General features: G+C 39.8%; 19 protein-coding genes. 12 read left to right on the top strand and 7 right to left on the bottom strand.

The annotated features are described in order from the left end of the window. Positions 1-18: 18 nt before the first annotated feature. On the top strand, positions 19-1,164 hold the full coding sequence (locus tag ABJE44_RS18510) for an HD domain-containing phosphohydrolase (protein WP_348112908.1): 1,146 nt from the start codon (positions 19-21) through the stop codon (positions 1,162-1,164). Between the two features lie 97 nt (positions 1,165-1,261). Here ABJE44_RS18510 and glnG read toward each other — a convergent pair whose 3' ends face one another. The 4 genes from glnG to glnA form a co-directional block, all read right to left on the bottom strand. Continuing rightward, positions 1,262-2,668 carry a nitrogen regulation protein NR(I) gene (gene glnG, locus ABJE44_RS18505; RefSeq protein ID WP_348112909.1) on the bottom strand — a complete coding sequence of 469 codons (1,407 nt, stop codon included), beginning with the start codon at positions 2,666-2,668 and terminating at the stop codon, positions 1,262-1,264. Next, a complete protein-coding gene (glnL, locus tag ABJE44_RS18500; RefSeq protein WP_348112910.1) occupies positions 2,665-3,744 on the bottom strand; it encodes a nitrogen regulation protein NR(II) in 1,080 nt (359 codons plus the stop codon). The genes glnG and glnL overlap by 4 nt, the downstream gene beginning before the upstream one ends. Before the next feature lie 93 nt (positions 3,745-3,837). After that, positions 3,838-4,362: a DUF4124 domain-containing protein gene (locus ABJE44_RS18495; protein WP_348112911.1), complete on the bottom strand. Its 525-nt coding sequence runs from the start codon at positions 4,360-4,362 to the stop codon at positions 3,838-3,840. A 126-nt stretch (positions 4,363-4,488) separates the two neighbouring features. After that, the gene (gene glnA / locus ABJE44_RS18490) at positions 4,489-5,898 is read right to left on the bottom strand and encodes a glutamate--ammonia ligase (RefSeq protein WP_348112912.1); all 1,410 of its coding nucleotides are present in this window, start codon (positions 5,896-5,898) and stop codon (positions 4,489-4,491) included. Between the two features lie 428 nt (positions 5,899-6,326). Between glnA and typA the strand changes: the two genes are divergently transcribed. From typA to ABJE44_RS18435, 11 genes are all read left to right on the top strand, one after another. Then, positions 6,327-8,165: a translational GTPase TypA gene (typA, locus tag ABJE44_RS18485; RefSeq protein WP_348112913.1), complete on the top strand. Its 1,839-nt coding sequence runs from the start codon at positions 6,327-6,329 to the stop codon at positions 8,163-8,165. Positions 8,166-8,888: 723 nt separating this feature from the next. Further along, positions 8,889-10,751: an AAA family ATPase gene (locus ABJE44_RS18480; protein ID WP_348112914.1), complete on the top strand. Its 1,863-nt coding sequence runs from the start codon at positions 8,889-8,891 to the stop codon at positions 10,749-10,751. Between the two features lie 556 nt (positions 10,752-11,307). Further along, a complete protein-coding gene (locus ABJE44_RS18475; protein ID WP_348112915.1) occupies positions 11,308-11,637 on the top strand; it encodes a hypothetical protein in 330 nt (109 codons plus the stop codon). Between the two features lie 125 nt (positions 11,638-11,762). Next, on the top strand, positions 11,763-12,038 hold the full coding sequence (locus ABJE44_RS18470; RefSeq protein ID WP_348112916.1) for a hypothetical protein: 276 nt from the start codon (positions 11,763-11,765) through the stop codon (positions 12,036-12,038). Positions 12,039-12,237: 199 nt separating this feature from the next. Beyond that, on the top strand, positions 12,238-14,085 hold the full coding sequence (locus tag ABJE44_RS18465) for a YHYH protein (RefSeq protein WP_348112917.1): 1,848 nt from the start codon (positions 12,238-12,240) through the stop codon (positions 14,083-14,085). A gap of 9 nt (positions 14,086-14,094) precedes the next feature. Continuing rightward, entirely contained in the window at positions 14,095-14,607 is a 513-nt protein-coding gene (locus ABJE44_RS18460; RefSeq protein WP_348112918.1) for a hypothetical protein, read from the top strand. A gap of 194 nt (positions 14,608-14,801) precedes the next feature. After that, positions 14,802-15,416: a MarC family protein gene (locus tag ABJE44_RS18455; RefSeq protein ID WP_348112919.1), complete on the top strand. Its 615-nt coding sequence runs from the start codon at positions 14,802-14,804 to the stop codon at positions 15,414-15,416. A 768-nt stretch (positions 15,417-16,184) separates the two neighbouring features. Then, entirely contained in the window at positions 16,185-16,610 is a 426-nt protein-coding gene (gene fur / locus ABJE44_RS18450; protein ID WP_133468512.1) for a ferric iron uptake transcriptional regulator, read from the top strand. 190 nt (positions 16,611-16,800) lie between these two features. Then, positions 16,801-18,897, top strand: coding sequence for a TonB-dependent siderophore receptor (locus ABJE44_RS18445; RefSeq protein WP_348112920.1), 2,097 nt, complete (start codon positions 16,801-16,803; stop codon positions 18,895-18,897). Between the two features lie 159 nt (positions 18,898-19,056). Then, the gene (locus ABJE44_RS18440) at positions 19,057-20,232 is read left to right on the top strand and encodes a PepSY-associated TM helix domain-containing protein (protein WP_348112921.1); all 1,176 of its coding nucleotides are present in this window, start codon (positions 19,057-19,059) and stop codon (positions 20,230-20,232) included. A gap of 1 nt (position 20,233) precedes the next feature. Then, positions 20,234-20,692: a hypothetical protein gene (locus ABJE44_RS18435; protein ID WP_348112922.1), complete on the top strand. Its 459-nt coding sequence runs from the start codon at positions 20,234-20,236 to the stop codon at positions 20,690-20,692. 7 nt (positions 20,693-20,699) lie between these two features. Here the strand turns inward: ABJE44_RS18435 and ABJE44_RS18430 are convergent, their stop codons facing one another. From ABJE44_RS18430 to ABJE44_RS18420, 3 genes are read right to left on the bottom strand one after another with little or no spacing between them, the layout of a single operon-like run. Then, complete coding sequence (locus tag ABJE44_RS18430; protein WP_348120870.1) at positions 20,700-20,930, bottom strand: DUF3325 domain-containing protein; 231 nt, start codon at positions 20,928-20,930, stop codon at positions 20,700-20,702. Positions 20,931-20,977: 47 nt separating this feature from the next. Then, positions 20,978-22,507 (bottom strand): PepSY-associated TM helix domain-containing protein, encoded by a 1,530-nt coding sequence (locus ABJE44_RS18425; RefSeq protein ID WP_348112924.1) that lies wholly within the window; start codon positions 22,505-22,507, stop codon positions 20,978-20,980. Further along, positions 22,504-22,785, bottom strand: coding sequence for a hypothetical protein (locus ABJE44_RS18420; RefSeq protein ID WP_348112925.1), 282 nt, complete (start codon positions 22,783-22,785; stop codon positions 22,504-22,506). The genes ABJE44_RS18425 and ABJE44_RS18420 overlap by 4 nt, the downstream gene beginning before the upstream one ends. Between the last annotated feature and the right edge of the window lie 19 nt (positions 22,786-22,804).

Below are 22,804 nucleotides of genomic sequence, written 5' to 3'. Positions count from 1 at the left end.
TAAAAGGGCGCGCTTTAAATGCAAATATTCAAACATGAAGATCTTGACGAAGACATTTTGACAGACTTGTTGGAGGAAATTAATGAACTCTATGAAGCAAGCGAACAAACCCTAATAGAGTTAGAACTTAAACCTACTGATAATGAGTTACAACGTTCACTGTTTCGTTCAATTCATACAATCAAAGGTGATTTAGGCTTAGTTAATTTCACCCCGCTTATTCCGCTATTACAACACGGTGAAGATTTACTCGACTACTTACGTAAAGGGCAAATTCAATACACCAGTAACATGAGTGATTTGGTCTTACTAATAATGGACAAAGTAAAAATATTTGTTCAAAGCTGTATTCAAACAGGACAAGCTGAATACGATAAAGACATGTATGAGCGACTTGTTGCGGCAATTATTTGTATTACACCAGACAATAGCAATGACCATGAGCAGCTTTTAGCTAAAGCTGTTTTGATTCTTGACCCTAGCTTAGATCTAGGAATAGAAATTAATGATGCAAGCGCTACAGAAAAACCTGCATCCTCTGCTCCTGCTAGCGTAGCCACTACCGGGATACCTAAGTCAATTACCAATATTGAACGTGAAGATTTACTGTTCTTTCGTGAATTGATGAAACCAATAGAAAAACGCTCAAGATATTGGGAAGGTAGAGGCGATAGGATTGCAAAGCTTGCTGGTTATATCAACAAAATAGCAGGCTCACCTATCAATGAGGTGCAGCTTGCCGTAGCCTGCTACATGCACGATTTTGGCATGGCCTTTATGCCAGTTAAGGTTCTACATAAACAAGAGCAACTTGAAGAAGTTGAGTTTAACCTTATGCGCTCACACGTGTATAAAAGTGCTCGTCTACTAGAAAACCTAACGCAATGGGACGAAGCCCGAAAAATTGTAATGCAACATCACGAACGCATCGACGGCAGTGGTTATCCTTTGGGTATCAAAGAAAATGATATATGTGACGGAGCTAAACTATTAGGAATACTGGATACCTTTGACGCAATTACTCATGCACGAGCCCACGAAGCACACCTACAACGCCCTAAGAAAAAGGCGGTTATTGAAATAAACCGTATTGCCAAGGGGCAATTTTCCACAAAATGGATGCAAGCATTTAATTCAGGCATGGCAGCCTTGTTAACCAAGTAAGCCACCATAGCTTTTCAAGCTAGGTTGATATTAGTTTTAAAATCAAAAACGCCAAGTTCTAAAACTTGGCGTTTTTATTATAACTAAGCAAACTCTGTTACATATTTAGCTCTTTGAGTTTTCGAGTTAATGTATTTCTGCCCCAACCTAAACGTTTAGCTGCATCTTGCTTATGCCCATGAGTGTAGTGCAACGCTCGCTCTAATAATATTTTTTCAAAACTTATAATTGCGTCATCCAATATATTATTTTGCCCTGCTTGTAGCTGAGCATCAGCCCAACTTGCTAAAAGCGTCTGCCAATCACCGGATTGTGAACTCTTTTCAATAGACACAGGTTGTTGATGAATTTCTGGGGGCAAATCATGGGGTAACACTTCTTGCCCACTCGCCATAACCGTCAACCAACGACACATATTTTCTAATTGACGAACATTTCCCGGCCAAGGTAAGTTTGAGAGTATTTTTTTGGTTTCTTTTGATAAAACCTTGATCTCAACATCTAGCTCGATTCCAGCGGTTTGCAAAAAGTGCGCTGCTAGCAAAGGAATATCTTCACGCCTTTCACTCAATTTAGGAATATGGATACGAATAACATTCAGGCGATGGTATAAATCTTCACGAAACTTACCTTCAGCTACTCTTTCTTCTAAATTTTGGTGAGTCGCTGCAATTATTCGCACATCAACACTAACGGGGTTATGCCCACCCACTCGATAAAACTGACCATCTGCCAATACCCGTAGCAACCGAGTTTGCACATCTAGAGGCATATCCCCTATTTCATCTAAAAATAAAGTTCCTCCATTGGCTTGTTCAAAGCGCCCTTGTCTAGCCGCTTGCGCCCCAGTAAATGCGCCCTTTTCGTGACCAAACAACTCAGATTCAATCAAGTCTGCTGGGATTGCTGCCATATTCAAGGCAATAAAAGTTTTGTCAGCTCGCGGACTATGTCTATGCAAAGCATGGGCGACTAATTCTTTACCAGTACCTGATTGTCCATTGATTAGAACACTAATACTTGAACGAGAAAGTCGCCCTACGGCTCTAAACACTTCTTGCATTGCCGGAGCTTCGCCAATAATTTCAGTGGCTTGTGTTACCTCTGGTACTTGATTCTGTTTTAGCTGTTCCCTAGCATGAACCAAAGCTCGCTGCACCAAACCCACAGCTTCATCTATATCAAAAGGTTTGGGTAAGTATTCAAAAGCACCACTTTGATAAGCATTAACTGCACTATCTAAATCTGAATGGGCCGTCATGATAATCACAGGAATATTCTCGAACCGTTTATGCACTTCTTCGAGTAATTTCATACCATCCATTTGCGGCATGCGAATATCAGAAACAATCACCTCTGGTGGTTGCCCCGTTTCTAGTTGCAATAATAAATCTTCTGGGTTCTCAAAGCTGAAGCAAGGAATATTGGCTGTTTGTAACGCCTTTTGTAATACCCAGCGAATCGAGCTGTCGTCATCGACTATCCATACTGGTTCTGCACTCATTTCTGGATTTCCTTTTTATCAATTGGTAAATAGATGGTAAACGCGGTTCTACCTTGCCAACTTTCTACTTCGATTTTACCCCTATGATGACCAATCAGTGTTTGTGAGATTGAAAGTCCCAATCCACTGCCGTCTTTTTTACTCGTTACCATAGGATAAAACAAAGTGTTCTGAAGCTCAGTAGGTATACCCGGGCCATTGTCGATTATTTGTATTTTGGCACACAATGGAAAACATGCTCCGTGCACAATGACTTGTCGCTCAATACGAGTCACAATTCTAATTTTTCCTGGTATATCTGGATGCTCTGATAAAGCCTGTAAACTATTGCGCACAATATTCAGGGTTGCCTGTTGCATCATATCTTGATCTATATACACATCAGGAATACTAGGGTCATAATCACGGGTTATTGCGACATTATGACTTAAGTCTAAGTCAACCAAAGCACATACTTTTTCTAACACTTTATGGACATTATGGGACTCAAAGTTGGGCCTTAAATTAGGACCCAACAAACGGTCTACTAAATTAGTCAACCTGTCAGACTGATCAATGATGATAGAAGTAAATTCAATCAAATCAGCTGAAGCCAATTGCTTTGAAAGTAATTGAGCCGCTCCTCTAATTCCACCTAACGGATTCTTAATTTCGTGGGCTAATCCACGCACCAACTCTCTCGCTGCACGTTGCTGTGCCCATTGGTGATTTTCTTGACTGATCTTTTTTTGTTGTTCAACCAAACGGATTTCAATCAATAACTGATATTTACCATTCTCGGCAATATTGGTAATTGAAACATCAGCTTGGGAATACCTACCATCTGTAAATTTAAACTGCACTTCGCTGTCGGAAAACACCTCACCATATTGAGTAAAGTTTTTAAAGCGGGCAAAATCTAAACTCGAGGTAGCAACAATTTGATGAATAGGGCTATTAATCAACAAGTTTAAACTACGCTCAAAAAAAGCTTGGGCGGTATGATTGGCGTATTGAATACGTAACTTGTAATCAAGCAATATGATGCCAGTAGACAAGTTGTCCAACAAATTTTCAGAGATGGTAAATTCAGACATAAGCTCAGTATATTCATGCACAAAATTAGTGCAAGGCAATTATTTACTACTTCGTAATTACTACTAACTTATATAAAATATGCCTAATTGGCATTAGTTAGGAGTGAAAAGTGCTGACGCTTTATGTAAATAAAAGGTCTGCAACTCTGAGGATGCAAGGATCTTGCCTGAGTTGTTTAAAAACTTAACTTCAATCTCATGGGCGCCGCGTTCTAGATTTTCTAATCGAAACAAGCCATTGCCTTTAGTGCTAACCAATTGATTATCAAGAAATAAATTATATTTACCCGGAGTGTCAGGTGAGACTTGTGCTGTCACTGTAAGTTCACCAGAGTTATTTCGTATAGTTTGTTCTGCCACTGGATTTAGAATGCTTACAGTGTAGACGATAACTTTCTCTGGTTGCTTATGTGGACCACTTATATTTGGTTTGGCATTCGAACCCTTGAGTGTCGGTATCACTGCACTATTAACGGCAGATAGATTCACTGAGGTTGCACCTTTTGAGGGTATGTCAGTATAAACTACGGTTCCATCTTCTTTTACGGTCTTATAAATAACGTTCGCAGATGCAGTTATACATAAGAGTAGTAACCCAATAATATATAGTAATTTCACTATTACCCTCTGACATTTCAATACATATCTAATAGCTATGGCTAAGTGTAGCCTTATTGAGAGCAAAAAAAAGCCCGTAAATACGGGCTTGTTATTAAATGATATAACTAACGAGCTTCTTAGTTATTAAACACTGTAGTACATGTCAAACTCAACAGGGTGAGTTGTCATGTTAAGTAATTGAACTTCTTCACGTTTAAGCTCGATATAAGCGTCAATCATGTCGTCTGACATTACGCCACCAGCCGTCAAGAATTCGCGATCATTATCAAGTGCATCTAAAGCTTCTTCAAATGAACTAGCAACTTGTGGGATGGCCGCTGCTTCTTCAGCAGGTAGGTCATACAAGTCTTTATCCATTGAATCACCAGGGTGAATTTTGTTTTTGATCCCGTCAAGGCCAGCCATTAACATAGCAGAGAATGCTAAGTATGGGTTACACGTTGGGTCAGGGAAACGAACTTCAATACGACGAGCTCTATCACTTGTTACAAAAGGAATACGGATAGATGCAGAACGGTTACGAGCAGAATAAGCAAGCATTACCGGCGCTTCAAATCCAGGTACTAAGCGTTTGTAAGAGTTAGTAGAAGCGTTTGCAAAAGCATTGATTGCCTTAGCATGCTTAATGATACCGCCAATATAGAACAAAGCTTCTTCAGACATACCGGCATACTTGTCACCAGCAAAGATATTTTTACCATCTTTAGCAATTGATTGATGAACATGCATACCAGAACCATTGTCGCCAACTAGAGGCTTAGGCATAAAGGTCGCAGTTTGACCATAAGCATGAGCAACGTTATGAACCACATACTTATAGATTTGAACTTCATCAGCTTTCTTAACTAGCGTATTGAAAAGACAAGCAATTTCATTTTGACCAGCGGTAGCAACTTCATGATGATGAGCTTCAACAGTAAGGCCCATTTCTTCCATAACCATACACATAGCAGCACGGGTATCATTTGAAGAGTCGACTGGAGGAACTGGAAAGTAGCCACCTTTAACGCCAGGACGATGTCCCATGTTGCCTTCTTCAAATTCAGCCCCTGAATTCCATTTTGCTTCAGCTGCATCAATTTTGTAGAAAGAACCAGACATATCAGTGTGAAAACGTACATCATCAAACAAGAAGAACTCTGGCTCAGGACCAAAGAATGCAGTGTCACCTATACCGGTAGACTGCATATAAGCTTCTGCTCTGTGAGCAACAGAACGTGGATCACGGTCGTAGCCTTGCATAGTGCTTGGCTCAAGAATATCACAACGAATATTAATTTGAGTTTCTTCTGCAAAAGGGTCTAAAACAGCAGTGTCTGCGTCAGGCATCAACACCATGTCTGACTCATTTATGCCTTTCCAACCAGCAATTGAAGAACCATCAAACATTTTACCTTCTTCGAAGAATTCATCGTTAACTTGGTGAGTAGGAATAGCAACGTGTTGCTCTTTACCTTTGGTATCTGTGAAACGTAAATCAATAAATTTAGCTTCACTTTCTTTTATTAGGTCTAAAACCTTTTGTGCTGACATGGATGTCCTCCAGATTAAAAATACAATATTTGCTAATTAAGACCCAACTTTAGACCCTAAGAAACAAATGGGTTGCGCTCGAAAACCATAATCATGCCATATACTGGGCTTTTTGGAATGCCTTAAATCAAGGTTTTACATTTTCAAGGGATTTATAATCGCCCAAGCCAATGCACCACAATACGACAAATCCGCACCAACATGGACAAAGCTATTTATAATTTAAGGAAAACAAGTGTGAGATGTTAATAACACGTTATTAAAATGCAGCTGCAATTTTAATTTATCCCAATATGCATTTCATGTTCGCTTAATGTCCGATAAAACTGTACAATCCGCGCCCATTAAAATTCAGTTAATTTTAGCCGTGTATTGCACCTGAATGTTTAGGCATACAAAGCATACGTGGCCCCAACAGAGAAAAGACAATGAGCGCATCAGATACCTCTATACAAAACTTGAGGAACATAGCCATTATTGCCCACGTTGACCACGGCAAAACCACCCTAGTTGACAAGTTGCTACAACAATCAGGCACACTTGAAAGTCGCGGCGAAGCCGAAGAACGCGTGATGGATTCAAACGACATTGAAAAAGAACGTGGTATAACCATTCTTGCTAAAAATACAGCAATCAAATGGAACGACTACCGTATCAATATCGTAGATACTCCAGGGCACGCCGATTTTGGTGGTGAAGTAGAACGTGTAATGTCTATGGCTGATTCAGTTCTATTGCTAGTTGATGCACAAGAAGGCCCAATGCCACAAACTCGTTTTGTAACGCAAAAAGCTTTCGCTCAAGGTTTGAAGCCAATCGTTGTTATTAATAAAATTGACAAGCCAGGTGCTCGCCCTGATTGGGTAATGGATCAAGTATTTGATTTATTTGATAACCTAGGTGCAACAGACGACCAATTAGATTTCGAAGTGGTTTACGCTTCAGCTCTAAACGGATGGGCGACTAACGACGTTGATACGCCAAGCGAAGATATGACGCCATTATTTGAGACAATCATTAAGCATGTTAGTGCACCAGACGCAGATGCTGATGGCACCTTGCAAATGCAAATTTCTCAACTTGATTACAACTCTTACGTTGGTGTAATTGGTATAGGCCGAATCACTCGTGGCTCTGTTAAGCCTAACCAGCAAGTATCTGTAATTGGTGCCGACGGCAAAACACGCAATGGTAAAGTTGGCCAAGTTCAAGGGTATCTTGGTTTAGAACGTCACGAAGTAGAATCAGCCAACGCCGGCGATATTATCGCTATCACTGGTTTAGGTGAGCTGAAAATTTCTGACACCATATGCGATCCAAATGCAGTTGAAGCACTTCCTCCTCTATCTGTAGATGAGCCTACTGTTACCATGACTTTCCAAGTAAACAACTCTCCGTTTGCAGGTAAAGAAGGCAAGTATGTGACTTCACGTAACATTCTTGAGCGTCTTGAAAACGAATTAGTCCACAACGTGGCACTTAAAGTTGAAGAAATGCCAGATCCGGATAAATTCCGCGTATCAGGCCGTGGTGAACTTCACTTAGGTATTTTGATCGAAAACATGCGTCGTGAAGGTTACGAACTAGCAGTATCTCGTCCAGAAGTAATTCTACGTGACGTAGACGGTGAAGTTCACGAACCATTCGAGACTGTCACTATCGATGTTGAAGAAGCTCATCAAGGTTCTATCATGGAGCAACTTGGTACACGTAAAGGTGAACTAACCGATATGTCTCCAGATGGAAAAGGCCGTATTCGTATGGACTTTATCATCCCAAGCCGTGGCTTAATTGGTTTCCAAACAGACTTTATGACTATGACTTCAGGTTCTGGTTTGATGTACCACACATTTGACCACTACGGCCCTCATAAAGGTGGCGAAATCGGTCAACGTAAAAATGGTGTACTAATTGCCAATGCAACCGGTAAAGCGCTTACTAACGCCTTGTTTAACTTACAAGAGCGTGGACGTCTATTCATCGGTCACGGTATTGAAGTGTACGAAGGTATGATTATCGGTATTCATAGCCGTGAAAACGACTTAACCGTTAACGCCCTTAAAGGTAAGCAATTAACTAACGTACGTGCATCTGGTACTGATGAAGCGCAAAGCTTAGTTCCGCCAATCAATATGTCACTAGAGCAAGCGTTAGAGTTTATCGATAACGATGAGCTAGTTGAAGTAACACCAGAAAGCATTCGTATCCGTAAGAAGTTACTAACTGAAAACTTACGTAAGCAAGCTGGTCGTGCACCTAAGTCTTAAGGTTTATTGCTAGCTGAGCTAGCGGTTGATTAAGCGTTATTTTTGAAACCGGCGAAAGCCGGTTTTTTATTGGCTAGCTTTTTAGGGGTCGCTGCGCGACTGAGTATGTACTTCGTACACTGGGCATAAGCTTCGCTTACTTTCAAAACATGCGATGCTCGCACTAAGCATTCGCGTTGCTCACCGCAATCCATTGCGTTTTTCAAACAGCATCCATGCTGCTCGACTGACTTCTTTGCAACAGCTCAAAGAAGTAAGCAAGAAAAGCCGTGCGATAATTAAATTCCTAATCCATAAAACAACTGACTTTGATGTTGAGACGGCAATAAGCCGCTCCCAGCTATAAAAGATTGCCTTGTTCGAGCGTCCTTGCTCGCACACTCAACAAGCCAGTCATTTTATGGGGAATTTAGAATCGCAGAGAATCAAAAGCATGGCTTCGCCACTTTAAAACAGCAAATAAAAAACTAGGTTTTTATACAGTTCATAACAATTTGTCTTATAACAGCAAACTGTGGACGTTTTGGGGTATTTCCCCTCTTAATTTTTGCGTGATAGGTAAAAAACAGTTATAAAAGAAGCACGTATAGGTTGTGTAAAAATATAGCCTGAATGATGTACGACATTGTGGGATGTTTAAATACGACATAATGTCGCACACTAAATTGTTATGCATAAGGTGTCATTTCAGAATTTTGTGCATCTTAACTCAAAGGAATGATTTTGAATTTTCCAATAAGCATTAAAGCAAATATAAATAGTCATAATGGAGATTTTACAAGGGATATTGAACTTCAAGGAGGGTTGACTGTTCTCATTGGCCCCAATGGTGGTGGTAAAACACACCTTTTGAGAGGTTTAAAACAAGCTCTAACTTCCGTATCAGGCGGGAAAAAGGTTCGCTTTTTGTCAGCTGGAAGAATGGGACTTCTTGAACAATTTCGCTCAGATTTTGATGGTCAGCGCGGAAGCAATCCAAATTATGAAAATGCAAGTTTTGGGTCAAAGCGGGACACAAAAAGACGACATCAAACAGAAACACTAAATGGCGATTTTCAGACACTCTCTGAGCGTGCAGATATATTAATCAAGGTACAAGAGCGTTTAAGAAAACTCTTTAAACGAGATTTGATTATTGAATGGGATGCTGGAGCCTTAAAGGTCGTATTTGCACGTTTAGATACAACTTCCAAACCTTACTCGTCTGGTCGAGAAGCTTCAGGATTACTTCACCTTGTCGGTATTCTCGCAGCTTTATATGACGATGATGTTGGTGCTATATTGATAGATGAGCCTGAAGTCTCGCTCCATCCACAACTTCAGTCATTTTTATTAAATGAAATCACTAATGCAGCAGGACATCCTTCTGAAGGTGGATATAAAAAATTAATTGTTATGGCTACGCATTCGACAGAAATGCTCCGCATTTCCAAGCCAAGTGATTTGACATCGCTTATATTTTGTCACGACCTAGATAAACCTCCTGTCCAACTTGCTCCTGATAATGGACAGTTGAAAAACAAAAAACTTCAGGCTTTGATTGCTCGCCTTGGGCAAGAGCATAAACTTTCATTGTTTTGCCGAAGACCTCTCTTAGTCGAGGGGCCAAGTGATGTTATGATCGCATCTTTCATTTCGAATAAACTTGAACTTCATCTTGAAGCAGCAGGCTCTCAATTACTGCCAGTAATCGGCAAAGGTCAAATGCCAGTTGTAACTAAATTCATGAAACTTATTGGTAAAGACCCTGTAGTTCTTGCTGATGCAGATGCATTTACAGATGACATGGACTTGGCTCAATGCTTTTTAGCTAACTCATCTATTGCCGATGCAAATGCTTCAAAGTTGGGTGCGCCATCGGCTATAAAGCTTGCATCTTCAACATTCAGTGATTTTTGCTCATTGGTGAATGACCATTGGGAGGATATATCTAAGCAATCTGAAGCACACCCGTACTATGTTAACGCTGAAGAATCCGTTGATGATAAAGTCAGAAGAAGAGCTGTTTTTTGTACTCTATTGAGTTTAGATAACTCAGTGTTGAATGATTTAGCTAATTCAGAGAAGTGGTCTTCCATGAAAGACCGTCTCAAAGTTGTATTACGATTACTAGAAGATTCTGGGTGTTTTATATTAAGAAAGGGCGCAATTGAATCATATTATCAAGCCTCTGATATTTATACGTCAGAAGGAAAGCCCACTGCGGCTGTAGATGAAATTGATTACTTAGATCAGCTTTCAGCGACAGAAATTAAAGAAAACCTAAATGATTTAGTTCGTTGCATTGAGCATGCATCAGAAGGTAAACGCATTGATGAGGCGGAATCACTTAGAGATATACTTCTGTCCATCGCAGCACCAGCAAGATTAAGCACAAATGATAAGACAACCACTCAAGATATAAATATCTTAGCTAGAACCATTCTTGGCGAGCGTGCCAATATATTTAAATGCTCTGTTGAGAGTGGAAAATTAACAATTGATATCGAAAGTAAGATTCTGAATGTTAGCAGTTTTCCTGTGACAATAGATAAAAACGGTGATGTAGTGAAAATTATTGAGAGTGTCTTACGTATTAATGCATAATCGGGTAGCCGGAGGTATCTAACCTCCAGCCCCCACAACACCCAAAGCTACAACTTACAAAAACCACCACTTTAAATAGGTAGCAAATTTAGCTGAATGAATTATGACCCCAGCATTTTGGTATAGAAAAAGTGAATGTATTGCTTCTAATAAAGTAGCTATTTTTAAGGTCGCGATTATCTCTTTGCTTGTGGGGCTAAGTGGTGGATTACTCTCAGAGTACTTCAGTACCCATTCAAAACTACTGACATTAGTTATCATGATTTCTGGACTCATTGTTTTTTGGTGTTGCAGTTTTTTTATAGCTTGGTTGTGGTTTCGGGGGCCACCAAGAAAGGCTATTTCAAAAAATATAATTCTGAAATCAGGTCAAGTAGCAGAGTTATCTTTGGAGTGGCTATTGGCAATATTTCTTGATCTTTGGTGTACAGGGTTGTGCTTGCTTACAATTGCAGTCCCTTTTAACTTAATATTTAGCTAACCAAAACATAAACTGGAAAGCGCTAATATTTTTCAGTTATATTAGGCATTAACAAACTAAGGAAATAGGAACCAGATGGAATTTTTGTATTTATTTGCACTACTTACAACACTAGCCACTTATTTAATGTTTAGTTCTCCACACCTAAATAATCCAGAGCATGTCTTACAAGAAGTTGGAGATGAGGTTCTAATTCTTCATACGCCCTTGGCAAGACTTTGGCCGTCACAGGGTAAGAGAATAAATAAACAAAAAGTGGCGTGTATTCAAAAAGCAAACAACATTATTACGGTATTTCATCAGAGCTCAAATGCTATTGATATCACTCTCTCGAAAAAACACACTGTTCAAGTGTTTAATCGTGCGTGCTTATTATTTCCAAATGCCGAGAAAGTGACTGTCTAGAATATTAAAGGAAGGTGTCAGAATTAGCTAACAACGGCTATCTTATGCTCCATATTTACCAAGACAGCCACTTTTAGAACTACGAGTCCGCTTGAATAAACATTTGTAACCATGACGAAGAAACCTTGAAAGTAAAACCTTCCAAAAAGTTGTATTTAAAAATGCTACATAGCTTGTTATTGCTTAGTGTTGTACTTGGTGGCACTGCATATGTATGGTCTACATCGGTTTACGAATGCATCTCAATTTTTAAGTGGGATTTTTGTGGTTCAGTAGGTCAAGCTGTACCTGTTTATGCTTTAGTTGCCTTCGATTCTTTACTTGTTCTTTATATTTTATCTCCATTTTTTACCTATTTTAGTTACAGAGAAATCATAAGAAATAAAAATAAAGGTGATTAATTGAATCCAAGATTGAGTAGCTAATTATAGACTTCAGCCCTTTTAGTTTTGTAGCAACGTCAAGTTTTAATCTCCTCACCGTTACACATGATCCGTTTGTTGACTCTTTCACCCTATTCACATTGTCATTTTTTTGCACAGTTATTCTTTAAATCGTTACTTATAATGAATAAAAATTTTATCGAAGGTTATAACAATAATGACTTTAAGCGTTTCAAATTTACGTAAGTTTGCGGGTGCATTGACATTATGCTTAGCATTAGCTGCATGTGGCTCTAGCTCATCAAGTGATGATAATGACGATACAACCGTTACCAATACAGCTCCAACGGTAAATGCTGGGGTCGATCAAACGGTAGATGCTGGTGATACCGTTTCTTTATCTGTAGCGGTTACTGATGACGATAGCGATTACAGTATTGCTTGGTCACAAACCTCAGGGACATCTACTGTGTCGTTAGACGACTTATCGTCTGCCACAGTCACTTTTACCGCACCAAGCACGGATACAGAGCAAACTTTAGTGTTTGAAGTATCTGTAGGCGATGGGACCAATGACCCAGTTACCGACAGTGTTAGCATTACTGTAAATGCCGTTGAAACAGATGCGGTTATTTCAGTCAGTGCAGGAGCAGATCAAACCGTTGAGTCTGGTGATACTGTTACCTTAACCGCCACAGTATTAAATAGTGACACTGAATATACCTTGTCATGGAGTCAAACCTCTGGTGACTCTACCTTAAGCTTAAGTGACAGTAGCGCGGCTTCAGTCAGCTTTACTGCACCTACAGTAACCGATGATGAAGTATTTACCTTTACAGTTTCTGTTGATGACGGAGTGAATGATATCGCATCAGATTCAGTGTCTATTACTGTTACAACGGAATTAAGCACAAGTGATGAATCGGTATGGATTATTAACGAAACAGATGAAGTTTCTAACCACATATTAGACTCTACTACTGGCATAGGCGTACTAGTTGATGTGCAATCGGTTGCAACTGAAACCGTTAACAATAAAGAGTATACAGTGGTGAATAGCCAAGGTATCCCTAAGTACGACACGACTATTACGCAAGATATTGTAGATGCCATTAATAACCGTCCTAAAGCTAGCACTGATTTAGTGACAGGTGAAACCACCGCTTCGGTGGGTGATATCATTCAATTTGGAGAAGATGTAGGTTACGTAAGTAACTCAAACTGTACCACTAACGCAGGTTATGGTTATTGGCCTCCTGGCCCAGACTGTCCTACAGAATCAGAACGCACGGTCTACCTTCCTGTAGAGCCAACCCCTACTACAGAAGTATGTGAAAATGGCTTATCAAAAGTGGGATTGTTCGTAAACGGCTCATCTATTTACAATTGGGGAGATGGCATGAGCTATAACTCCGAAGGCGCATGGCAAACGTTAGCGCCAGTGGCTGAATTTTACGATATTGACATTTGTGGTGGTCATGCGGCAAATGGCGATTACCATGCACATCAATATACTAGCTGCTTGGCCGACTTAGTGGGCGATAATGGAGACCAACATTCACCTATTTACGGATTTGCTGCCGATGGCTATCCCATTTATGGTCCATGGGAGAGTGATGGCGTTTTAGCGGTAAGTGCTTGGGTAGTAAGAGACTATTCTGCAGATTCTGCAACAGGTTGTGATGATGGCGAACGAAGCTGCGCTTTGGTCGACCAATACGATATATCCTTTGGTACAGAAGAGGTTAGCTCAGGTCCTGCTTTTGACGAGTCAGTTACCACATTATCTAGTAATACGTTAACCGCATTTAACGGTTACTACTTTGAAGATCACTACTGGGATGAAACCTTAACCGCACAAGGCGGTGTGTATTTGGACCAGTATAACGGCCACTACGATGAAACCCGAGGTTACCACTACCACATCACGATTGTAGAAGACGGCGACTCCTACAAAGCAGCATTTCCCTATATAATCGGTACTCGCTTTGCAGGTGAACTTGAAGACAACTCAGTGGCAAGCTGTAGTACGGATAATGGCTCAGACATGGGACCTCCCCCTTAGGAATGACTGATGAACAACCTTAAACTCATTAAGTTTCTATTTATAGTATTAGCAATAACGTTACAAACTAACGTTATTGCTTCGAGCCTAGAAATTCATGAACATAAATCTCGAGAGATAGGAAAAGACACCCCAGTACCTAAAATTGAGTTAACGGTTTTTAGGGATACCATGGACGGAGTGAATGTTCACGTTGAAGTGGCTAACTATGTATTAAATGCACCAGATTTAGCCACTAAGACGGCTTTATCTTCAAACGGAGTTTTGCAAGGCCATGCCCATGTATTTGTTAATGGGATTAAACGCCAAAGGCTATACGGAAGCGATATCCATATACCTGCGAGCTGGTTAAAAACCGGCGTAAACCAAGTGGCAATATCATTAAATAGCCATCAACATGAAAACTGGGTAGCAGATGACCAAAACGTTGTAGGCTCGATTTTTATAGATTTATCTAGAGAAAACATAGTGCTTCATAACTTCACATCTCAACCTATTACAAATAAACATGCACACCATTAGGTGAGCATGTGGATCTTAAAAGCGTCTCTTACAGAAGTTAGCTATCACTCCTTTCGCTTTGGCGTTTTAAAATATTATTTAACTAATCAAATAATACAAAGTGTAGCCGTGACCTAAAAAGAGAAGTTACTTAACCTGATATTTCTTGGTACCCTTCTAACATCAAACCTTTCATACAATGAAGTAGAGGGCTAATGATAGATAAAATATTACATGACTTTTTAATAATATGGGCCACCATAGATCCCATAGGCACAATGGCTCTTTTTGCGGGTTTAACGGCCACACTTACTCCCCAAGCCCGCCGAAAAACAGCGTTTAAAACAATTTTTTACGCTGCCTTAATCCTAGTGGGGTCCATTTTGCTGGGTCAGTTATTATTAGGCGCAATGGGTATCAGCCTGCTTTCATTTCAAGTTTCTGGAGGCATAATACTGTTCTTGTTTGGGTTAATGATGATTTTCTCAAAGGACTCACCACAAACAGGCGCTGAACCTCAGCATGACATATCTGTATTTCCACTAGCGATCCCAGCAACCGCCTCTCCTGGGGCAATACTCGCTGTTATTCTAATCACTGATAATCATGTTTATACCTTTGAACAGCAACTGATTACCACCCTTAATATGTTAGCAATACTGGGGATTACATTGGTTTTGTTACTATTTTCTGGTGCGATAATAAGAGTCATTGGCATTGGCGGCGCGTCACTTCTAACACGCTTGATGGGAATGATACTTGCCGCTCTATCTGTAGAATTTATTATGGAAGCCCTTGGAATTGAGAAATGGGTAAGTACTGTTAGTTAATTACTCTACTTGTGTTGATGTACTTACCTTCAAACCAGCACTGTCTATTTTTAACAGGCCCTTTCTATTAAAATGCAGGTTTTATTGGCAAGCTATTTAGTGACACCAATTAAACACAAAAACACTGATAAAGAGCAAACTTTTAACCCACGCAAAATAGATAGCATTTGCATATACAATTGCTATCTATTGGGTATCTGTTATATTAACTGCAACCGTGAATATTAGTTTGGTCACCTGTTAGTTTTTGGGTATTTAGATACAAAATAAATAGTCTAGAAAAATAACAGCCAACTAATTGTTCGTTTAAACGAACAACCCCTAGCGCAACTCTAGAAGTACGTCGCTTTATTCGCAGTTTTATTGCAGAGAATAAAAACAGACCTAGTTTGTTTAACCTGCTGTCATTGAATATCATTTATTTTGGAGATGCCCCTTGGCTAAAGCAAAAACACTTAAAAAACAAATCAAAGTTAGTAAAGCAAAAATCGCAAAGCAAAAAAGTAAACTAGTAAAACTTAAAAAGCAGCTTAAAAAAGCGAAATAAGCATTCATTTATAGCTTTTAAAAATGGGACTTAGGTCCCTTTTTTATGCCATCACTCAAATTGAAATTATTAACATTTCTTAGCTGTAGATTCACTCCAAATAGATACAAATAAAAACCATTACCATTTGCAATATGTAATTACTTAAATGTAAACTGTCGATTAGGGTCATTTAATTAGGCTGATAAAGTTGTAACAACAAGCAATTTCGAGATATCGCTATGGATAAAAATAAAGAACTAAAAAAAGTCGGCCTGAAAGTAACTCACCCAAGGGTCACCATTTTAAACATCCTCAAAAATATTGGAGATCAGCACGTCAGTGCAGAAGATATTTATAAAAGTTTATTAGAAGACGGTGAAGAAATTGGCCTTGCCACCGTATACAGAGTGCTGAACCAGTTTGATGATGCCGGTATTATAGATAGGCATCACTTTGAAGGGGGAAAATCTGTTTTTGAATTAAGCGGCAAGCATCATCACGACCATCTAGTATGTCTAAAATGTGGCAGGGTAATTGAGTTTGAAGATAATATTATCGAGCAATGCCAAAAGGAGGTTGCAGCGAATAATAATATGACACTCACACACCACAGCCTGTATTTGTACGGTGAATGCAAAAATGGTTGCCCCAAGGAACAACATTAACTCTTAGCCTAAAAGTGTTATTTATCCGGCAAATCAGCCCCCCTGTTAAGTGTGAAGTTTTTAACTCTACCTTTTAAAACTCTCAAGATACTAATAAATATCACAAAAACAAATTACTAATGATAACTATTATCATTAGTAATTTAATAATGTATACTCGCCGCAAAAATTATAGCTACTAGAGGCAACCATGAAAATTAAACATACTTTTACACTCTCTCCATTACTTTTAGCTATGGGATTACAAACAGCCTTCGCACAAGATGCAGAGCAGGTTGCAAACGTTGAAAACAATGAAGAGCAAACAGAAACGATACAAATTGTTGGGGTGCGTCAAACCCGAGCAAGTAAAGGAGCTACCGGCTTAACCATGGAGCTTAGTGAAACTCCTCAGTCAATTAGTATTGTTACTTCTGAATTAATCAAAAACTTTGCTGCTAATAACATTAATGATGCGTTAAAACTCGCAACCGGCGTTACCGTTGAAGAATATGAGACCACCCGTACAAACTATACGGCTCGTGGTTTTGATATTAAAAATACGCAAGTTGACGGTGTAGGCATGCCCAATGGATGGGGAATTGTCACTGGCCCTCTAGAATCCTACGGTTATGAAGAGATAGAAGTTATTCGTGGCGCCAATGGTTTATTGACAGGTGTTGGTAATGCGGCAGGAACAATTAACTATGTACGCAAGCGCCCAACCAATGAGAATCAAGGTGAAGTAGGAGTGACATTAGGTTCATACGACCTAAAGCGTTTACAGGCTGATTATTCATTTTTATTAACCGAAAGTGGTAGCTGGGCTGCACGAGTAGTCGCGGTTTCCGAAGATAAAGAATCTCACTTAGATGTGTTATCTAGCGATCGAACTTACTTTTACGGTGTAATTGATGGGCAGTTAACCGACAATTCAACACTAGCAGCTGGTGTATCTTATCAAAACAGTAATACTGATGGCACTATGTGGGGCGGATTAGTATTTAATAACACTGACGGTACTCAAGCCGAGTGGGACACGAGTGCTAGTACTGCCCAAGAATGGACTTTCTGGGATACAGAAAGTACCAACGCTTTTGTTGAATATACCTATATTTTTGCTAATGATTGGCAAGTAAAAGCCACCTATAACCAAAGTACATCTAAAGATCCATCAGAGCTGTTTTATGTTTACGGCGCGATTGATAAAGACACTAACTTAGGACTGTACGGATGGCCTGGAAATTACGAGTCTGACTTTAACTCAAAAATATTCGATATCACTGCAAAAGGTGAATATTCATTATTTGGTAAAACCCATGAGCTGAATTTAGGCGCAAGCCATGCAAAAAGTGAGACCTTGTCATATCTTCGCTATGCGGCTTCAGGTTATGGTGACCCTACCCCCGCTTTTCCTTACGCTGCGGACGCGATTGCTGAACCTGTATGGGGTGATAAAACGCTCTATTCAGATATAGACATGACTATTACCCGCTATTTTGGTTCAACTAAGTTAAACATCACCAATGATTTGTTTGTTGTTGCAGGCTTTAATGCGATTAATTTCACTCGAGAAGGGACTAACTCCTCTGGTGAAATCAATAACGATGAAAGTGAAGTTAGCCCTTATATTGGCGCGACTTATGCGATTACTGAAGATATTAATGTTTATGCTAGTTATTCAGATGTATATCAACCACAAGAGCAATATGATTATGACAGCAAGTTTATTGATCCAACTAAAGGCATTAATTACGAAGCTGGCATAAAAACACAATGGCTAGATGATCGTTTATTAGCCACGTTTGCGATATTCGCAGCGGAGCAAAATAACTTACCTATACAGCAAGAAGGGTTAAATGCTGCTGGAAACGTTTATTACGCAGGATTTGATGTAGAGTCAAAAGGCATTGAGATGGAGCTTGTTGGGCACATCACGGATAACTTAACAGCGGTTGTTGGATATACTAATGTTAATGTTGAAGATGAATTCGGAGCAGAAACCACAGAGTGGGTGCCTGAGAATGTCGTCAACTATTCATTAAGTTATACCATCCCTAATATGCCAGAATTCACATTTGGCTTAGGCGGAAAATGGCAGTCAAAAATAAAAAATAACACTTATGCTCTTGAGCAGAAGTCTTATTTGCTAGCTAATATATTTGCTCGTTGGGATATTTCAGAGCAGTTGTCACTGCAAGCGAATATCAATAATATTACTGATGAAAAGTATATTATTAGTCTAGCTCAGCCTAGTTACTACGGCGCCCCAAGAAACGGCTCTGTAAGTTTAAGCTACAAGTTTTAACCTTAAGCGCTTTTATGTATTGCTATGGCCAATTTACTCGTACATAGGCCATAGCAAAAAAGCCTTACGCTCATTTTCAACGTTTTTATTGTATAAAACGATTCAGTCATTAGAATTCGCACCAAGTGCAAGTTAGCTACCAATCAGTTTGAGGAAAAAATGGCAAAGATCAGTAATCGTCTCTGGTTTCAACTTCATGGTTGGATGTCGCTTCCTATATGGATCCTGTTTTGTGCGGTATGCTTAACAGGCACGATAGCAGTGGTTAGTCACGAATTAACTTGGCTTACTAATTCAGCAGCAAGAGCAGACAACCCTAATAACCTTCCTAGCAAAACGATGGCAGAAATAACTGCCATAGTCGAAAACACCTACCCTAGTGCTAAAGTTAGTACAGTAATGAACTACGAATCTTACCTAGTGAATGTGGCAATTTTTACCGACAGCGACAAACCTTATGCTCTGGCCTATGTGAACCAATACACTGGAGACATTCAACAAATTAATCAAGGTGTGACTTTTATAGGCTTTATGCGCACGTTACATGCTTGGCTATTATTCCCTTGGAAGAACAACTATAGCATTGGATACTACATGGTCTCTGCCATGGCAATCACCATGTTAGGGGCATTGATAACAGGGTTAATGGTGTACAAAAATTTTTGGCGCGCATTCACCCAGCCTAAACTACGCCTAAACCAAGGTAAAAAAACAGCCTTAGCCGATTTACATCGCCTTGCTGGTGTATGGTCTATTTGGTTTATACTACTAATGGCCGTAACCGGAATATGGTATTTAGTGCAAGCGATTTTATGGCATAACGACGTTGAAATAGACCCTCATGCACCTATTGTTTCAGATATTCCGAATGTTTCAATCTATGGTGAGGTTTCTCAAAGGCCTGTTTCACTTGCCGATGCTTTACACATAGCCAGCGTTAAATATCCAGATTTTAAAAGTACTTATATTTTACCACCAGAGCATTACCGTGATACTTACAAACTGTACGGAGAAGGCGATTTTATTTTCTTTGATCAATACTCCTATGGGGTAGTTGTCAATCCATGGAATGGCGAGATTATGCAGGTCAGAGATCCCAATAAAATGAATATCTTACAAACCCTATCACACATCGCCAACCCTCTGCATTACGGAACCATAGGTGGCATATGGACCAAAATAATCTGGTTTGTGTTTGGAGTGTTTTTAACTGGAATGTCAATTACGGGCTTCTTAATGTGGGGCAATAGAACTATTCAGGCAGTTAAAAAACTTAAAAATGATGAAACGTCTGACAACGCTTCAAGCTACACACTCAATAAGCAGGAAAGTTAAGATGGCACGGGTTAAAGATAATTGGTGGAATCGCAATAAGTTTAATATTAGCGGCTTAGTATTACTGCTATCTTGCTACTTCTTTTATCAGTCATTAAACCCTGTATTTCCAGATATGTGGGAAGCGAAACAAGTTGGAGGGTTTGAAATTTCACCAATGCCTTACAACTTGGATCCTCCCTACCTTCATGATGGTGTCTATACTAAAGACTTTTTTCTGATGTTTAACAAAGGACAAGTTAAAGATATTCGCCAAGCTTATTTAAATATAGGCGATGAACCGCTGCCTTTGGACGAGTTACAAGCTGAAGGCCATGGCATATTGCATGGCTCTCAACATGGTCAAGAGGTGCACGCTATCGCACCAAAATCATTTAAGCCAGAACACAAGTTGTGGCTAACGATACAAAACTGGAAAGGCGAAGAGTTTCTAACAAGTTGGGAGTTGCAAGACCATTAAAAGCTTATCAATGTGTAACGCTATCTCTTGACGCTTTCCAACAAAGTAGCAGGGCAACTAATAGTATATTACATGATAACCAGGCCAACCAATCCACAACCGCTATCCCTAACAACGGTTGCTGGGCAACAAGTAATCCAAAAGAGAGAAGCAGGGATATCCAGCCTAATATTCGCAAAGCAACTTTCCTCCTAGTTGCTAGCGCCCCATGAACAACAGCTTTATAGTGCTTATCCATAGCTAAAGATAAACAAGCCAATGCCAGAGCTTGTAAAAATATACTTATCAACATGAGCTTTTATCACTACCTTTATAAGGCTTATTAGTCATAGGTTTACCTGTTAACCACACAGCCGTTTTCATGAAGCACGCTCCTACTATGAGTATAGAAGCTGTGAATATTAAGTAGGGTAAGTTCAATTGATTGAACGCCTCAAGTAGCCTTTGGCTATCTTGCATAAGGTCAATCATAGGTAACAAAAAACAACATAATGCAGTTGCCCACAATTGTTCAACCCAAGCATTTCTAGCTGGCCGTAAAAAACCATGTAGAAAGCATAATAACCAAGTCCATAAGAACACCTGCACTTCAATTTCAGCTCTATTCTCTAACATTACTGGTAACAATCTATTGCTCAGGAAAAATGCCATTATTGCCAAAGGTAGACCAGCTATAACTGCTATATTTAAGCGCTCCACAAGAAAGTGACTCAGGTGACGCTTTCTAACCTTATTGAGTCGTTTCACTAACCAAATAGTTAACCCAGAAGCGATCAAAGCACTAGACAACAATCCCAACAAGAATAATACCCAACGTAGCCTCGTATCTGCAAAATGAGCTTCATGTAACCCAAAAAACACTCTCCTGACTTCTGCTGCTGTACTTGCTGGGAGATAGCCTTTGAGGGGCTCACCGGTATGGGCCGAAAACACTAAACGGTCTGACTGTCTAGATAAGGTACTATCTTTTATGCGATCAACAATAATTCTGCCAGCTTCAGTAAAGGGTTGCTCGAAAGTTACTCGACGAATTTGCTTTTCCCCCCAAGCCATCTCAATTTTTTTCTCTACTTCTGAGAAGTCGGCAATTGGCGAACTATTGGGTGCTTTGGGGGTTAACTTATCCAGCCCTGGGCTTAAAACACTACTTAATTGTCGCTCAGTGCCAACGTAGTGCTCAGAGCTAAAAGGCATATACATAATGACATACACCATAATCCCAGTTGCACAGATCATGATACAAAACGGCATAGTCACTATTCCAATAAGCCCATGAAAATCAGTTAGCGCTTTTTGAAGTTTAGAGATACGTAATGTAAAAAAGTCTCTAAAAAATCGCCTATGGGTAAAAATACCACTGAATACAGCAACCAGCATAAACATAGCCGCTATGCCAGAATAATAACGCCCACCATAACCACGTAGTTGCAGGGTGTAATGAAAAACTCTGAAGAAGTTGCCACCAGCAGACTCTCTTGGCTCTATAACTTGTTTCACTTCAGGGCCTAAGCTTAAAGTCGTTCGATTTCGCCTGCCCTCTCCCCACTGTATGTACCAATGCTCAGTTCGGTTGTTAGGCAAGTAAATAGACCAACCAGATGCACCTTCACCTCTAGCGTGCAGTTCATCTAGTGAACGGTCAAGCATGTTGGCAGTGTTAGAAACCTTCTGTAATTCTGGCTTCATCCACTGGGTTATCTCGGGGTTAAAGTAAGCTAAAGTACCAGTCAAAAAGATGGTAAACAGCAACCACCCCATCACTAGACCTGAGTAGGTATGTAGCCAAACCATGTTTTTTCTAAAATCTGGTTTCATAAAGCCCCCATCCCCCAATAAGTGGCAGCCAATAAACACAGGCTTAATGACATATCTCGCCAGAGTAACCATGGTGAACGTCGACAAAAACTCACAATTATTACAGTGAAATAAACGATATAACTCAGCATAGTGGCCACCATAACAGCTTCAGCTTGGCTACATAAATTCAACCAAACTAAAACTGGAACAAAGGCTATGCTAAATCCAATAGAAACAAGATAGCCGCCCAAAATGGCGGCTATCAAACGAAACAAAACATCTAACTTATGTTTCATATTTAGGTAAAAGCCCTTA

This window comes from Paraglaciecola sp., assembly GCF_039942875.1.
GTDB lineage: Bacteria > Pseudomonadota > Gammaproteobacteria > Enterobacterales > Alteromonadaceae > Paraglaciecola.
The sequence above is the reverse complement of the archived record's forward strand: the minus strand, read 5'-3'. Positions and strand labels throughout refer to the sequence as shown.

Excerpts from the sequence above, each read along its gene's own strand:
- ABJE44_RS18510 (WP_348112908.1), top strand. The coding sequence starts at position 19 with ATGCAAATATTCAAACATGAAGATCTTGACGAAGACATTTTGACAGAC.
- glnG (WP_348112909.1), bottom strand. The coding sequence starts at position 2,668 with ATGAGTGCAGAACCAGTATGGATAGTCGATGACGACAGCTCGATTCGC.
- glnL (WP_348112910.1), bottom strand. The coding sequence starts at position 3,744 with ATGTCTGAATTTACCATCTCTGAAAATTTGTTGGACAACTTGTCTACT.
- glnA (WP_348112912.1), bottom strand. The coding sequence starts at position 5,898 with ATGTCAGCACAAAAGGTTTTAGACCTAATAAAAGAAAGTGAAGCTAAA.
- typA (WP_348112913.1), top strand. The coding sequence starts at position 6,327 with ATGAGCGCATCAGATACCTCTATACAAAACTTGAGGAACATAGCCATT.
- ABJE44_RS18475 (WP_348112915.1), top strand. The coding sequence starts at position 11,308 with ATGGAATTTTTGTATTTATTTGCACTACTTACAACACTAGCCACTTAT.
- ABJE44_RS18465 (WP_348112917.1), top strand. The coding sequence starts at position 12,238 with ATGACTTTAAGCGTTTCAAATTTACGTAAGTTTGCGGGTGCATTGACA.
- ABJE44_RS18460 (WP_348112918.1), top strand. The coding sequence starts at position 14,095 with ATGAACAACCTTAAACTCATTAAGTTTCTATTTATAGTATTAGCAATA.
- ABJE44_RS18455 (WP_348112919.1), top strand. The coding sequence starts at position 14,802 with ATGATAGATAAAATATTACATGACTTTTTAATAATATGGGCCACCATA.
- fur (WP_133468512.1), top strand. The coding sequence starts at position 16,185 with ATGGATAAAAATAAAGAACTAAAAAAAGTCGGCCTGAAAGTAACTCAC.
- ABJE44_RS18445 (WP_348112920.1), top strand. The coding sequence starts at position 16,801 with ATGAAAATTAAACATACTTTTACACTCTCTCCATTACTTTTAGCTATG.
- ABJE44_RS18440 (WP_348112921.1), top strand. The coding sequence starts at position 19,057 with ATGGCAAAGATCAGTAATCGTCTCTGGTTTCAACTTCATGGTTGGATG.
- ABJE44_RS18435 (WP_348112922.1), top strand. The coding sequence starts at position 20,234 with ATGGCACGGGTTAAAGATAATTGGTGGAATCGCAATAAGTTTAATATT.
- ABJE44_RS18430 (WP_348120870.1), bottom strand. The coding sequence starts at position 20,930 with ATGGATAAGCACTATAAAGCTGTTGTTCATGGGGCGCTAGCAACTAGG.
- ABJE44_RS18425 (WP_348112924.1), bottom strand. The coding sequence starts at position 22,507 with ATGAAACCAGATTTTAGAAAAAACATGGTTTGGCTACATACCTACTCA.
- ABJE44_RS18420 (WP_348112925.1), bottom strand. The coding sequence starts at position 22,785 with ATGAAACATAAGTTAGATGTTTTGTTTCGTTTGATAGCCGCCATTTTG.